This is a genomic window from Pantoea sp. Ft-CA_14 (genome assembly GCF_024520875.1).
GTDB lineage: Bacteria > Pseudomonadota > Gammaproteobacteria > Enterobacterales > Enterobacteriaceae > Pantoea > Pantoea agglomerans.
On the sequence record NZ_JALNPM010000022.1, the window covers coordinates 1 to 14,781 of the forward strand.

At 55.4% G+C, this 14,781-nt stretch carries 14 protein-coding genes; 6 read left to right on the forward strand and 8 right to left on the reverse strand.

What is annotated here, in order from left to right; genetic code table 11:
• Positions 1-154: 154 nt before the first annotated feature.
• Positions 155-1,525 carry an MFS transporter gene (locus NR195_RS22255; protein ID WP_052270530.1) on the reverse strand — a complete coding sequence of 457 codons (1,371 nt, stop codon included), beginning with the start codon at positions 1,523-1,525 and terminating at the stop codon, positions 155-157.
• Positions 1,526-1,712: 187 nt separating this feature from the next.
• Here NR195_RS22255 and kdgR point away from each other — a divergent pair, with 187 nt between their 5' ends.
• The gene (gene kdgR, locus NR195_RS22260; protein ID WP_010670769.1) at positions 1,713-2,504 is read left to right on the forward strand and encodes a DNA-binding transcriptional regulator KdgR; all 792 of its coding nucleotides are present in this window, start codon (positions 1,713-1,715) and stop codon (positions 2,502-2,504) included.
• A 30-nt stretch (positions 2,505-2,534) separates the two neighbouring features.
• Here the strand turns inward: kdgR and NR195_RS22265 are convergent, their stop codons facing one another.
• Entirely contained in the window at positions 2,535-2,771 is a 237-nt protein-coding gene (locus tag NR195_RS22265) for a YobH family protein (protein WP_010258788.1), read from the reverse strand.
• Positions 2,772-2,983: 212 nt separating this feature from the next.
• Here NR195_RS22265 and NR195_RS22270 point away from each other — a divergent pair, with 212 nt between their 5' ends.
• The 4 genes from NR195_RS22270 to rlmA all read left to right on the forward strand — a co-directional run bounded on the left by NR195_RS22270 (position 2,984) and on the right by rlmA (position 6,098).
• On the forward strand, positions 2,984-3,256 hold the full coding sequence (locus NR195_RS22270; protein WP_010258793.1) for a YebO family protein: 273 nt from the start codon (positions 2,984-2,986) through the stop codon (positions 3,254-3,256).
• Between the two features lie 18 nt (positions 3,257-3,274).
• On the forward strand, positions 3,275-4,285 hold the full coding sequence (locus tag NR195_RS22275) for an MBL fold metallo-hydrolase (RefSeq protein ID WP_187500109.1): 1,011 nt from the start codon (positions 3,275-3,277) through the stop codon (positions 4,283-4,285).
• Positions 4,286-4,941: 656 nt separating this feature from the next.
• Positions 4,942-5,151, forward strand: a complete 210-nt coding sequence (gene cspE, locus NR195_RS22280; RefSeq protein WP_003852684.1) for a transcription antiterminator/RNA stability regulator CspE — start codon at positions 4,942-4,944, stop codon at positions 5,149-5,151.
• A 137-nt stretch (positions 5,152-5,288) separates the two neighbouring features.
• Positions 5,289-6,098 (forward strand): 23S rRNA (guanine(745)-N(1))-methyltransferase, encoded by an 810-nt coding sequence (rlmA, locus tag NR195_RS22285; protein WP_256844918.1) that lies wholly within the window; start codon positions 5,289-5,291, stop codon positions 6,096-6,098.
• Here rlmA and NR195_RS22290 read toward each other — a convergent pair.
• The 4 genes from NR195_RS22290 to manX form a co-directional block, all read right to left on the reverse strand.
• The gene (locus NR195_RS22290; protein ID WP_022625541.1) at positions 6,095-6,553 is read right to left on the reverse strand and encodes a DUF986 family protein; all 459 of its coding nucleotides are present in this window, start codon (positions 6,551-6,553) and stop codon (positions 6,095-6,097) included. The two genes, rlmA and NR195_RS22290, sit on opposite strands and share 4 nt — an antisense overlap.
• A gap of 91 nt (positions 6,554-6,644) precedes the next feature.
• Positions 6,645-7,490 carry a PTS mannose transporter subunit IID gene (locus NR195_RS22295; protein ID WP_010260523.1) on the reverse strand — a complete coding sequence of 282 codons (846 nt, stop codon included), beginning with the start codon at positions 7,488-7,490 and terminating at the stop codon, positions 6,645-6,647.
• Between the two features lie 15 nt (positions 7,491-7,505).
• Positions 7,506-8,306: a PTS mannose/fructose/sorbose transporter subunit IIC gene (locus tag NR195_RS22300; protein WP_033772844.1), complete on the reverse strand. Its 801-nt coding sequence runs from the start codon at positions 8,304-8,306 to the stop codon at positions 7,506-7,508.
• Positions 8,307-8,369: 63 nt separating this feature from the next.
• Entirely contained in the window at positions 8,370-9,332 is a 963-nt protein-coding gene (gene manX, locus NR195_RS22305) for a PTS mannose transporter subunit IIAB (RefSeq protein ID WP_052270527.1), read from the reverse strand.
• 507 nt (positions 9,333-9,839) lie between these two features.
• Between manX and NR195_RS22310 the strand changes: the two genes are divergently transcribed.
• A complete protein-coding gene (locus NR195_RS22310; RefSeq protein WP_010260533.1) occupies positions 9,840-11,420 on the forward strand; it encodes a TerC family protein in 1,581 nt (526 codons plus the stop codon).
• A gap of 141 nt (positions 11,421-11,561) precedes the next feature.
• Here the strand turns inward: NR195_RS22310 and NR195_RS22315 are convergent, their stop codons facing one another.
• Positions 11,562-13,124, reverse strand: coding sequence for an EAL domain-containing protein (locus tag NR195_RS22315; RefSeq protein WP_045139905.1), 1,563 nt, complete (start codon positions 13,122-13,124; stop codon positions 11,562-11,564).
• A 224-nt stretch (positions 13,125-13,348) separates the two neighbouring features.
• Positions 13,349-14,713, reverse strand: a complete 1,365-nt coding sequence (locus NR195_RS22320) for an L-serine ammonia-lyase (protein ID WP_010260538.1) — start codon at positions 14,711-14,713, stop codon at positions 13,349-13,351.
• Positions 14,714-14,781: the final 68 nt, after the last annotated feature.

Consider the following 14,781-nt stretch of genomic DNA (forward strand, 5'->3'; position numbering starts at 1 on the left):
TGCCATCCCCGGCGGTCCGTCAGGCAGAGGAATGACGTGAAGGAACCGCGCAGCGGCGCGAGGACCGCCAGCCCCTGCACGGTGCCAGACTGCGTTATCACCTGTCGCTTAACTGACTGGCATTAACCCTGTGTCGCCTTTTCTGTTTCTGCCATCAGGCGCGGGTCTGCGTCATCCGCGACACACTGACCAGCGCGGCCACGGCGGCAAAGCTGCCCGCCAGCAGCAGCGAAGCGTGCGTCCCGCGATCATCAAACAGATTAAACATCAGCGCGACCAGCGCGGCACCCATACTCTGGCCCAGCAGGCGCGCGGTGCCCAGCATGCCGCTGGCGCCGCCGCTGCGATGACGCGGAGCGGAAGTGACGATAGTGTGGTTGTTGGGTGACTGAAACAGTCCAAAACCGGCACCGCACAGCATCATGCGCCAGATTATATCGCCATCACCCGGGTTAGCCGGCAGCCAGGCGAGCAGAAACAGCCCCAGGGCGAACATAGCCAGCCCGATGCCGCCCAGCAGCCCGGCATGCACCCGTTCAATCAGCCGGCCGGCAATCGGCGCAAACACCATGGTTGCCAGCGGCCAGGGCGTCAGCAGTAACCCGGTTGCCACCTCATCACGCTGCAGGACGTTTTGCAGAAAGAAGGGCAGCGACACCATCGCCAGCATCTGCGCGCAGAACGAACAGACCGACGTTCCCATCGACAGGCTGAAAATCGGGATACGCAGCAGATCAACCGGCAGCAGCGGCACCGCCATGTTTAACTGACGACGAATAAAGAACCAGCCCACAACCAGCAGAGCAATGACCTCCGACAGCACCAGCAGATGACTCTGTCCCTGTGCAAACCCGCTTAGCGCAGAGATGATCAGACCAAAGAACAGGGCGTTCATGATCGCGCTGGGAACATCAAATTTCTGCGCCGTCGCTTTCTGCGGATTATCAGGCAGCGTGCGCAGCGCCAGCCAGAGCGCAATGGCACCCAGCGGGACGTTAATCAGAAACAGCCACTTCCAGCTTGCCACCGAAAGAATCGCTGCGGCGACCGTCGGGCCTGCCGCGGTTGAAACCGCCACGACCAGCGAGTTGATCGCCATGCCGCGTCCCAGATGACGCTGCGGATAGATAATGCGTATCAGCGCGGTATTCACACTCATCAGCGCTGCACCTCCTAATCCCTGCAGCACGCGGGCGAAAGTCAGCATGGTCAGGGTGGTGGAGAAGGCGCAGAACAGCGAAGTGGCAATAAACAGCGCCAGGCCCGCCTGATAGACGCGGCGATAACCCAGCATGTCGCCCAGAAACGAGAGCGACAGCAGCGAGACGATAATCGCAATCTGATAGGCGTTCACTATCCAGATCGACTGCGCCGGGCTGGCATTCAGTTCGCGCGAGATAGTGGGCAGGGCGACATTGGCTATCGCGCCATCCAGCACCGCCATGGTCAGACCCAGCGCGATGGTGACGATTGCCATATAGCGCTGACGCGCGGGTAATCCATCCTGAGGAGGGGAGAGTGTCATAAGTTAATTACTAAAGAGGGTGAATATCATCATGCTAATGAAATTAACGCTGAAATACAGCGATCGGACGGAGAAAAAACTGTCTTTAAATATGACGTAATGGTTAAAGCATTGCTGCCTTCGTATGCCTCACTCTATACTGACAGTCCGTTCCATTTTTTTTGAAACAGGTTTAACAAGGTGCGCGATGTCCTCTGCTGAAAATGATAAACAGCCCGATTCCGTCTCTTCGGTACTTAAAGTGTTCGGCATTCTGCAGGCGCTGGGTGAAGAGCGCGATCACGGTATTACTGAGCTCGCGCAGCGCGTGATGATGTCAAAAAGCACCGTTTACCGTTTCCTGCAGACCATGAAGTCGCTGGGTTATGTCACGCAGGAAGGTGAGAGCGAGAAGTACTCACTGACACTGAAGCTGTTTGAACTGGGCGCTAAAGCGCTGCAGAATGTCGATTTAATCCGCAGTGCGGATGTGCAGATGCGTGAGCTTTCGCGTCTGACCAAAGAGACCATTCACCTGGGGGCGCTGGAAGAGGACAGTATTGTCTACATCCACAAAATCGACTCCCTCTACAACCTGCGTATGTATTCGCGCATTGGCCGTCGTAATCCGCTGCATACCACCGCAATTGGGAAAGTTCTGCTCGCCTGGCGCGATCGCAGCGAGGTTGAGGAGATCCTGCGGGATGTCGAATTCAAACGGAGCACGGCCAATACGCTGTTAAGCGCGGAGGCGTTAATTACGGCGCTGGATCAGGTAAGAACGCAGGGCTATGGTGAAGATAACGAAGAGCAGGAAGAGGGTTTACGCTGCCTTGCCGTGCCGGTCTTTGACCGTTTTGGCGTGGTGATTGCGGGACTGAGTATCTCTTTTCCCACCATTCGCTTTTCAGAAGATGCCCGTCAGGATTACGTGGCCATGCTGCATCGGGCGGCGCGTACGCTCTCCTCAGAGATGGGTTATCACGACTATCCGTTCTGAAAACAGCGGGCCATGTGGCCCGCTGTTTTGTTAATTATCGATCACTTCTCCGCTTTTCTTCAGCAACGGACAATCAGTCACACCCACCACGCCACTGTCAGTATGCAGATACTGCGCACTGATCACACCGCGAGCGGTCAGATAGCTGCACTGCAGGCCAAGGCCGGCTGCATTTTTAGTACTGCCGGTTAATACGCCATAGCCGGTAAACAGCATCGCCAGCCAGATCACCGCCAGCAAGCCTACCGTACGAATAAACAGTTTCATTATGTCTCCTTGTGAAAGATAACTCAGCGCTCCACCTGGTGCCGCCGGTTATGATGATATCAGCATGCCTCGCTTTTCTGGTGGGATCGATCAGAGATAACTGAAACGGCAAATTCTGCATTGATGTTAACCCCATTATCTTTTGCGATGGCGACAGGTAGAATAGGCGGTTGCCATGTTCTGGCGTTTCCACTGAGTTTTACGAGGCAGTTATGAATGAGTTAGCCGCAAATTCGGGCCCACTGGTCAGCTATGGCCTGCTGGTCATTATTTTGATTGTGGCGTTTATCGCCTGGTTCTTTGTCAACCGTGCCAGCGTGCGCGCCGGTGAGCAAATCCGCTTACTGGAGTCTTTGCTGGAAGAGCAGAAGAAACAGAATCAGCTGCTGCGCCGTCTGATTGAGATGCAGCCAGGGGCAGAGAGTAAAAAAACCGATGACGATCGCGAGAAACGCGACTTTATCCGGTTGATTCCGGAACGATAATCACAGCAGAGAGGCGGGATGGTCTGGAAAAATCCGTGGTATGACAGCAGCAAAGCGCATCACACGCCCGAGGGATTCTGCAATCCTGAACCGGAACGGCGCAAGCCGGGCGATCTGCAGCGCTGGCGCAGGGAGCGCAAATCACAGGGGCTGCCGCTGCCACCGCAGCAGGGCTACAGGGCTTTCACCGAACAGTGGTGGCAGCACGCTGATATCAGCGGCAGTGACGATCGCATCTGGTGGCTGGGTCATGCAGCCGTGCTGCTGCGGCTGAACCAGCAATATATCCTGATCGATCCCGCACTCTCGTCACGCGCCTCACCACTCTCTTTTGCCGGGCCGCAGCGAAAAACGCCCGCACCGCTTAGCATCGCTGATCTGCCGCGTCTGGATGTCGTGCTTATTTCACATAACCATTACGATCATCTTGATCGGCCGACGGTTAAAGCGATCGTCCGGCGTTTTCCGCAGGCGACCTTCATTGTGCCGCTGGGCCTGGAAAAATGGTGCAGGGCGCGGGGCGTGAAACAGGTCCATCAGCTCGACTGGTGGCAACAGTTTACTGTCGGCGACCTCTGTTTTGATGCGGTGCCGGCACGTCACTGGAGTATGCGAACGCCGCGCGATCGAAACCGTTCGCTCTGGTGCGGCTGGGTCGTGCGTTCTGCCTCCGTGCGCTTCTGGTTCTCGGGCGACAGCGGCTACAGCGATAGCCTGCCGGAGATTGCTGCCCGACTCGGCCCGTTCAGCCTGGCGGCTTTGCCGATTGGCGCTTATGCACCTGAATGGTTCATGGCGGGCCAACATATGAATCCCGATCAGGCGGTGGCGCTGTGGCAGGCAGCAGGCAGGCCGCTGACGCTGCCCATCCACTGGGGCGTATTCGAACTGGCCGATGAGTCGCTGGATGCACCACCCAAAGAACTGGCGGATGCGCTGCTGCGGGCAAACGAGCAAAAGGGCGGTTTCGCACCGTGGCGAATAGGCGAAAGCCGCGGGCTGAATAAGGATGCCCAGGAATTATCCTAAAACCTCAGAGTTAAAACAAAAGCCCGTTTTTATTATCTGATATCAATTTTTCAAATCAAAAGTTAAATTCTTAATAAGTAAAATCCGGCTCAATGCTTTTATTTGGAGCAGGACGTCTGTCTGGCTCCTGCTTTTGGTGCAAAAAAAGTGTTATCTGTACGAAATAAAAGGCGCTGTACAGGATTGACGCCGGATTATTGATATTTTCAACTTTTCGCGCTTCGCTTATTCATTCTGTTATTGCCATATTTGTGAAATATTAATTTCTTATGGTATCCATTGGGTTAGACCCGGCAACAGAGGCCGGAGAGGGGTCTGGCCAGAGAGCGGGCTTAATTTGCATCGGCATTTGTAAACGCCACAGAACAGGCAATGTGAGCCTTCTGGCAATTATGTGCGCAGGCTGGCTGAGGCCCTTAAAAATGGCTTGCCATTGTTTTTAGGATATGTGATAACAAATCCTGAGTTAAACGAGGTACAGTTCTGTTTATGCATGGCATCTTCTGTAAAGAAGTCTGTAAAGAAGAACGAGTAAAGACGTTGACGTTGAATACCGCTTCCTTGCCGAACCTTAATTAGTGCCTCATGCAGTAATGTCTCTGGTTTTTCTGTACGACAGCCTTCGGGCTAAATAAACATCTAAAGGAATTTGCAAAATGGCAAAGATTAAAGGTCAGGTTAAGTGGTTCAACGAGTCTAAAGGTTTTGGTTTTATCACCCCTGCTGACGGTAGCAAAGATGTGTTCGTACACTTCTCCGCTATTCAGGGCAATGGTTTCAAAACCCTGGCTGAAGGCCAGAGCGTTGAGTTCGAAATTCAGGACGGCCAGAAAGGCCCGGCAGCCGTTAACGTTACGGCTATCTGATTCAACTCCGCCTCGGTGCATTGCACCCTGACATGAAATCTCAAAGCCCTGGCTTCTCAGCCGGGGCTTTCTTTATGCTTCCGATGCGTAAACGTTAAGGTTACACTGCGCCGCGTTATCTGATGCCGGAGCACCCTATGTCCCTGATTTGCCCTCTTTGTCACTCTCCTCTCGCCTTTACTGCGCGCAGCTGGTGCTGCGAGAATCGCCATCAGTTTGATCAGGCGAAAGAAGGGTATGTCAATCTGCTGCCCGTTCAGCATAAACGGTCGCGTGAACCGGGTGACAGTGCAGAGATGATGCAGGCACGACGCGAATTTCTTGAGGCAGGCTACTACCAGCCGCTGCGTGATCGGGTCGTCAGCCTGCTTGCGTCCGCGCTGAGCCAGCCGGAGTGCAAAATCCTGGATATCGGCTGTGGCGAAGGTTACTACACCGCCGCACTGGCTGACGCAGCAGGCGAGGCCGGGCAGGTCTATGGACTGGATGTCGCCAGAATGGCGATCCGGCTGGCAGCAAAGCGCTATCCGGCGGTGCGCTTCTGCGTCGCCTCCAGCCAGCGCTTACCCTTTGCCGATCACGCCCTGGATGCGGTTGTCCGAATCTACGCACCCTGCAATGAAGCGGAACTGGCGCGCGTGCTGAAGCCGGGTGGCCTGGTACTGACCGTGACACCGGGCCCGCATCATCTGCAGCAGTTCAAGGCACTGATTTACCGCGAAGTGCAGTTGCATGTGCCGGAGCAGAAAGCGTATCCCGGATTCCGCCAGGTGGCGCAGCATGCGCTGCGTTACCCGATGGCATTAACCGGCGCAGCCGCGACGACCCTGCTTCAGATGACGCCGTTCGCCTGGCGGGCGCGTGAAGAGGTCTGGCAGACCCTGCAGCAGAGCGAGCAGTTCAGCTGCGACGCAGACTTTACCCTGACTGTGTGGCAGCGCGACTAGCGCGCCTCGACCAGGGTGTTATAGATGCGCTCCAGATCGTCGAGTTGCTGTACCGCGATCAGCAACCGACGCTGTTCCAGCTGAATCACCAGAATGCCATCCTCAGAGAGATTCATGCCCTGAATTCGCCGGTAATCGATCCAGACACCGGCGTAAAACAACCCCTCACTTTTCATCAGCAGCGTTGGCTTTCGCAGCCAGAATAGCCAGAACGCCAGAAAACTCAGCACCATCAGCAGTGAGGTGGTGAGCTGCGGGCCGTGATGGCTGACGTTGTTCCACAGCAGGATCAGCAGCAGGCCGATGAAAATCAGGCTATCCAGCTTATGCTGCCTGCGCAGCGCAACCCGTAAGCGGGTCGGACCGTGGCGACGCGGCAGAATCGCCTCGTGATAAATGGCAAACCCCATCAGGGCGGCAATACAACACGCAATCAGCGCGTCGGTTAATGACATCACATCTACCTCAAACAGGGTGAGCTCAGCCGGTTGTGGCTCAGCTCACCACGCTTAAAAGCCGGGAGCGCAGGCTCCCGGCCGGGTGAAATTACAGACCGAGCAGGCCGATCCAGTAACCAAAGATACCGATGGCAAAGAAGCCGACGATAATCCACAGCGCGTTCACTTTACGGCGTAACAGCCACATACAGCCAAAGGTCAGCAGCAGCGGCACCACGCCCGGCATCAGCTGATCAAGGATCGACTGTACGGTGGTGACGGTGGTTTTACCGGTTGAGTCGGTAATACGTGACACCACCAGCGGGATGTTAACGTGTGTCCACTTGTTGACCAGCGCCCCCATGACAAACAGGCCGAGAATCGATGCGCCCTCCGTGAGTTTCTGCAGGAAACCGCCGCCCATATCACTGACGATATCGATCCCTTTGCGATAGCCATAGGCCACGCCGTAGTAGCGGGTCAGCAGACGTGCCAGGTTAAACAGCACAAAGAAGAGTAGCGGACCCAGCAGACTGCCACTCATGGCGATACCGGCTCCCAGCGCGGCAAACACCGGGCGCACCGTACCCCAGAAGATCGGGTCGCCAACACCGGCCAGCGGTCCCATCAGGCCGACTTTAAGGCCGTTAATCGCGCCATCGTCGATCGGGGCGCCGTTAGCACGCTGCTCTTCCATCGCCATAGTCACGCCCAGAACCGGCGCGGCCACATAAGGATGGGTATTAAAGAACTCCAGATGACGCTTGATCGCCTGCTTACGATCATCATTGTTCTCAGGATAGAGACGGCGGATCACCGGCACCATTGAGAAGCAGAAGCCCAGCGCCTGCATGCGTTCAAAGTTCCATGAACCCTGGAACAGGTTAGAGCGCAGAAAGACGGCGCGAACATCACCGGGAGTCAGTTTCTTTTCGACTTTCGTAATATCAACCATGTGCTCACCTGTTCCTTAATCGAGTTCGTTATCAAGATCGTTTGCGGTCGCAGCACCTGTTGGTGCTCCCGCCACACGGTTGTATTTCGGGCTGAGCTGAATGTAGAGCACCGCCATAACCACGCCAATGACGCCCAGCGCCACCAGGTTAAAGTTGGTGAAGGCGGCGGTGACGAAGCCCAGGTAAAAGAACGGCATCAGGTAGCCTGCGCGCATCATGTTGATGACCATCGCATAACCGACCACCACAATCATGCCACCGGCGATATTCAGGCCGTTGGTAACCACGTCCGGAATAGAGCTGAGTAAGGCGTGAACCGCACTGGTGCCGACCGAAATCGCCACAATCAGCGCCGGGATGGCGATACGCATCGCCTGTAACAGCAGGGCAGAGACGTGGATCCAGGAGATGGCCGTGAGATTACCTTTCTCTGCGGCTTTGTCAGCCGCATGCTGGAAGGCGACGGTCAGCGTACGCACGATAATGGTCAGTACCTGTCCGGCGGCGGCCAGCGGAATCGCCAGCGCAATACCGGCACCCACACTTTGACCGCCAGCGATAACCAGGATGGTCGAGATAATGGAGGCGAGGGCGGCATCAGGCGCAACGGCGGCACCGATGTTCATCCAGCCCAGCGCAATCATCTCCAGCGTACCGCCGATAATAATGCCGGTTTTCATATCACCCAGCACCATACCAATCAGGGTACAGGCCACCAGGGGACGGTGAAACTGGAACTCATCCAGAATCGACCCCATACCGGCAATACAGGCGACAATAAAAATCAAAACAATTTGTAGCGAGGTTATTTCCATCATACTTCTTGTCCTCAGCAGGATAACCAGGAGCCCGGAAACGCAGGCGCATTAGTGCTTCTGTTACGCGTTAACTTTCGCGATCAGATCCATCATTTTCAGTTTCTGGTCACTGGAAACTTTACGCACTTCCAGTTCAATATTGCGTTCATTGAGTTTGCGGAACGCGGCAATATCTTTTTCATCGACCGAGACCGCATTATTGACCTGGGTTTTCCCCTGGCGGAACGCCATACCGCCGATGTTGACGGTTTTAATATCGACACCCTGTTCCACCACGCGCAGTACATCGGTGGGGTTGGTAAACAGCAGCATCACGCGATCCTGACCATACTTCGGGTTGTTCCACACCCGCACCATCTTATCAACATCCACCACATGGGCCGTGACGCCGGGCGGAGCGACCTGCGTCAGCAGAGTCTTGCGCACATGATCGTTGGCCACTTCATCGCTGACGACGATAATGCGCTGAACGTTGGTCTCTTTGGTCCAGCGCGTTGCTACCTGCCCATGAATCAGACGGTCATCAATGCGTGTCAGCCCGATTTTCATGTGGTCACCAGGCGCCATCGGCTTAGCCGGTTGCACCGCAGCGGCCGGTTTCACCGCCGCTGGCGCCGGCGCTTCTTCTTTGGCTTTCAGGGCTTTGACGCCTTCACGGCCGGTCTCCACCGCCACGGCGACCAGCTCGTCAAAACCGGGATTGTCATCGCGCGCCATCAGGGTTTCGACCAGCATCGGGATATTGACCCCGGCGATGACCTCATACTGCGGTTTGTCGACCACGATGCGACTGGCCGCATTAAACGGACTGCCACCCCAGGTATCAACTAAAAACAGTACTCCCTGCGTCGTATCAAGTTCTGCCAGTCGTGCCTGATATTTTTCAATCAGCGTTTCTGCATTTTCACCGGGGACAAAATCTATCCAGCCGACATTGTCCTGCTCGCCCAACAGCATTTCTGCTGTTTTCAGCAGTTGTTCCGCTGCCCAGCCGTGTGTACCAATTACTATCGCAATGGTCACGTGCTACCTCCGTTCGCTAGAGATGCTCATCTGAGTCAATGAACTGTATTGAATTGCTTTGATGATCTGTTTAACCGGATGATTCGAATTATCGGTATAGCGTCGAAAAAACATGGGTTAACTACGTCAAGGCGGTAAAGTCGCGATTTATTTTAGTGATCGAAAAAATAAATTATGTGATGTCTGTCAGCTATTCATCCTGTGAAGTGACCAGTAACCCTTTTTATGCGCCCGATCATCCGTCAGGCAGATTGTAAAAATAAGAAAATTTTTTGACGCAATTCGCCGACCTGATACATTAACGTTCTGTTTATTACTCAGGAGTAACGGGCTTCAGCCCACCTTTATGGATCGTCACCGACGTCGCTTAATCTGTTCTTTGCGCCTGCTGGCGCGTCACCCTTCGCCTCACGGCGTTTTCACCGCTTTCCCGACTACCTGCATGTCACGCATTGCTGCGCTGATAAGCAGCACCGCGATCTGTTCCCTGTTCTGGAGTCATAAATAATGGAATTTTTATTCGACCCCTCAATCTGGGCGGGTTTACTGACGCTCGTGGTGCTGGAAATCGTACTCGGCATTGATAACCTGGTGTTTATTGCCATCCTGGCCGACAAACTGCCGCCGAAGCAGCGTGATAAAGCACGCCTGATTGGCCTGTCACTGGCGCTGGTCATGCGTCTGGGTCTGCTGTCGCTGATCTCCTGGATGGTGACGCTGACGACGCCTCTCTTTAGCGTAGGCGGTTTCAGCTTTGCCGGTCGTGATTTAATTCTGCTGGCGGGTGGTCTGTTCCTGTTGTTTAAGGCGACCATGGAGCTGCACGAGCGGCTGGAGAACCGGCAGCTCGACGGATCCGGTAATCGGGGATATGCCAGTTTCTGGGCTGTCGTGACGCAGATTGTGGTACTGGACGCCGTCTTCTCGCTGGATGCTGTGATTACCGCCGTGGGTATGGTGAACCACCTGCCGGTGATGATGACCGCCGTGGTGATTGCGATGGGTGTGATGCTGCTGGCATCTAAGCCGTTAACCAACTTTGTTAACGCGCATCCGACTGTAGTGGTGCTCTGCCTGAGCTTCCTGCTGATGATCGGTCTGTCGCTGGTGGCAGAAGGCTTTGGTTTCCATATTCCTAAAGGCTACCTCTATGCGGCGATTGGCTTCTCGATTCTGATTGAGCTGTTCAACCAGGTTGCACGTCGTAACTTTATCCGCCATCAGTCAAATCGCCCGATGCGTGAACGCACCGCCGAAGCGATTTTACGCCTGATGGGGGGCCGCAACCGTGCCCAGACCGCCAGCAATGGCAACACCAGCAGCAGCGAAGAGGCTGCGCTGGCGGAAGCGATGCCGCAGGAAGCGTTTAAAGATGAAGAGCGCTATATGATTAATGGCGTGCTGACGCTGGCTTCCCGCTCGATTCGCAGCATCATGACGCCGCGCGGTGAAATCTCCTGGGTCGATGCGAATCGTCCGGTAGATGAGATTCGCGGTCAGCTGCTTGATACCCCACACAGCCTGTTCCCGGTCTGTCGGGGTGAACTGGATGAAATTGTCGGCGTAGTGCGAGCCAAAGAGCTACTGGTGGCGCTGGAGCACGGTGTGGATGTGGCGACTTTTGCGGCCAATACACCCACCATCGTGGTGCCGGAGACGCTGGATCCGATCAACCTGCTTGGCGTGCTGCGTCGTGCCAAGGGCAGCTTCGTAATTGTCACCAATGAGTTTGGTGTGGTTCAGGGTCTGATTACGCCGCTGGACGTGCTGGAAGCGATTGCGGGTGAATTCCCGGATGAAGATGAAACGCCCGATATCATTGCGGATGGTGATGGCTGGTTAGTGAAAGGGGGGACCGATCTGCACTCGCTGCAGCAGTTGCTCGACTTCCATGAGCTGGTCGACCCGACAGAAGACCACGCCTCGCTGGCGGGCCTGCTGATTGAGCAGAAAGGGCAGTTACCGCTTCCTGGCGATGTGATTGATATCACTCCGCTGCACTTCCAGATTATCGAAGCGACCGACTACCGTATCGATCTGGTGCGGGTCACTAAAGATAAACCGCATGACGAGGATGAAGAGGGCTAATCGTTCTCGTTGATGCAGCGGCGCTGCCGGGTTTACCGGCCGCGCTGAATTTCTCTGACAGCCGCTGGCTCATTGCCGCGGCTGTTTTTTTGTCTGTGGCGTAAGGTCATCAGGCAGGGCGAAACGGGGCTCAGGCGATTGTCACCTGCGGGCATCAGCCTGATGCTGCGCCAGCCACGCCGGGAAGTCCTGCAGCGGCATCGGGCGGGCAAAATAGTAGCCCTGCAGATGATCCACGCCGCGTTCGCGCAGATACGCCGCCTGCTCAGCCGTCTCCACGCCTTCGGCCACCAGACTGATATTCAGGCGCTGGGCCAGCGAAATCACCATATCCGTCACCGTGGCATTAATCGCGTCAGTGCCGATGGCTGCGGTGAAAATCTTGTCGATTTTCAGCACATCTGGCTGCAGATCTTTCAGGTAGGAGAGCGAGCTGTGACCGGTGCCAAAATCATCAATCGCCAGCCGGACACCGATGTCGTGCAGTTGCGCAATCACCGACTGGTCCACGACCGGCAGGGCATCGCGCTCGGTGAGCTCCACCACCAGTTTCGGCACCGGATTGGCAGGCCACCACAGGTTGTGCAGATCTTCCAGAATGGCGTGGTCGCGGAAGTGGCTGGCGGCAACATTAATGGCGATATGGAACGCGGGATCGTCGGGCAACTGCGGTAACTGACTCACCACCTCATTCAGTACAAAGCGCGTCAGCGGTTTGATCAGGTTCTGTCGCTCGGCCAGGGGAATAAAGACATCCGGTGCAATCCAGCCCTGACGGGGATTATGCCAGCGCAGCAGTAACTCAATACCGTCGCACTCACCACTTTTGGTGTTGATCAGCGGCTGGCAATAAACCATAAACTCACGGGCCGTAATGCCATAACTGATTTGCCAGCTCAGGCTCATACGATTTGCGGTCGCCAGCCAGACGATGTAACCCATAAGCAGACTCAGCAGCAGCGCCAGCGGGAGCTGTGAGGGAAGCGTCGCCAGCGCCAGGCGGGTCGGAGAGGGGCCATAGAGAGTAAGCGTAAACGGATAGCGCAGCGAGCCCTGCTCATAGCTCACTTCGTCTTCAGACGGCACCGTGGGCTCGATCAGCGGATTGCCATACTCCAGGCTCTCTCCATTGACGTTAAAGACAGCGCGCTCCACCCAGGGCAACTGCGGCTCCAGCAGATAATTGCTCATCATTTCGATGTTGATCACCTGCAAAATCCCGGAACGGTTATCCAGGCTCTTTGGCGTCCACAGCAGTAAAATGGGCGAGCCTTTCAGCAGATACTCATCGGTTGCCAGCGTCATACGCTGACTGTTAAAGGCTAAATCAGGGTAGGTCTGACTAAAGGGAATGGTGCGCGGCCCGTAGATACTGGAGCAGTAGAGCACGTCGTTATCCACCAGCAGGATCGCCCGGACCGTCTGCAGGGAGGAGATTTTTTCGATGAGTGGAAAGCGAACATCCTGACAGGGAACGCCGACCAGACCCAGCGTATTATTGGCTGAAACCTCCAGCGGTGAAAACATCCGGTCAAACCGCATAATCGCTTTATCGGCGAAATCCATCGCCTGCTGCTCGATACGTGACTTCTCTTCGATATAGCGAAAGGCCAGGGTTAATATCAGCACCACGGTGGCGATCGACAGCGCTATCAGCACACGCTTGCGTCTGAATTGTCCAACATTTTGCTGGGCCATAAACATCTGTATCCACCTTCCCAAAAGCCAGTAAAAAGCAAAACACAACGGGGTGAGTATCGGCACGGTCAGATCAACATTGAGGCCGGAATGCAGAAAAGCGGGTCTGGAAAGTTGCGTAAGCCGGACGGCTGCGCGGAAATCACTCTACCGGTTAAACCTGCGCTGAGATAGCGCAGGATGCGGATTTTATTACGTTTGCACTTTTTTTAATCAGTTAATCGTTTCGCTTAATCACACTGAACTTTAATCGCCAGACCGCCACGCGAAGTTTCACGATATTTGGCGTTCATATCTTTGCCGGTTTCATACATTGTCTCGATAACCTTATCCAGCGAGACGCGGGGTTCGCTGGTGCGCCTAAGTGCCATGCGCGCCGCGTTAATCGCTTTAACCGAGGCGATAGCATTGCGCTCAATGCAGGGCACCTGAACCTGACCGGCTACCGGGTCACAGGTCAGTCCAAGGTTATGTTCCATGCCGATTTCAGCCGCCACGCAGACCTGCTCCGGACTGCCGCCCAGCAGTTCAGCCAGACCGGCCGCCGCCATAGAACAGGCGACACCCACTTCACCCTGACAGCCCACTTCCGCGCCTGAAATAGAGGCGTTCATTTTGTACAGCACGCCGATGGCGCCAGAGGCGAGGAAATAGCGCAGGAAAATGTCGGGTGTCACCGGCTCAATGAAGTGATCGTAGTAAGCCAGCACCGCAGGCACGATACCGCAGGCACCGTTAGTGGGCGCGGTCACCACGCGGCCTCCCGCGGCGTTCTCTTCGTTAACGGCCAGCGCATACATATTGATCCAGTCGATAACAATCATCGGATCGCTGGAGTGCTTGTCAGAGGAGGTCAGCAGGCGACGCAGGGAGGCGGCGCGACGCGGCACGCGCAGTGGCCCTGGCAACACGCCTTCGGTATTCAGACCGCGGTCGATACAGGCCTGCATCGTCTGCCAGATGTTAGTGAAATAGGCATGGATCTCATCGCGGCTGTGCAGCGCCAGCTCATTTTTCATCACCAGACCTGAGAGTGACAGGCCGGTTTCACGACAGTGAGCCAGCAGATCTTTGGCGGAGTGGAACGGCCAGGGCACAGAGACTTCATCCAGTGCCGACTGCCCGAAGTGCTCTTCATCAACAATGAAACCACCGCCAACGGAGTAATAGGTTTTTGACAGGATCAGCAGGTCGCCCGCAAACGCGAGCAGGCGCAGGCCATTTTCATGCAGCGAGAGGTTCTCACTGCGAAATACCATGCCGCCTTCGCGCGGGAAATCCACTTCGTGTGCGCCTTTCGCCAGCAGCAGTCGCTCACGCTGCTCAACATCTTTAATAAAGGCGGGGATCGCATCGATATCCACCGTATCCGGCGATTCACCCGCCAGACCCATAATAATGGCGATATCAGTGTGATGGCCTTTGCCGGTCAGAGAGAGAGAACCGTAAACATCCACGGCGATCCGGGTGACCTCCTGCAGCTTTTCCTGTTCGCACAGCAAATCCACAAACTGTTTACCTGCTTTCATCGGGCCGACAGTATGCGAACTTGAGGGGCCGATGCCCACTTTGAACATGTCGAAAACACTAATCACAGGTGACACTCCTCACAATTATTCTCAGTCTGCCGGGGCAGTTTATGGCGCCCATAGTAATGGTCATG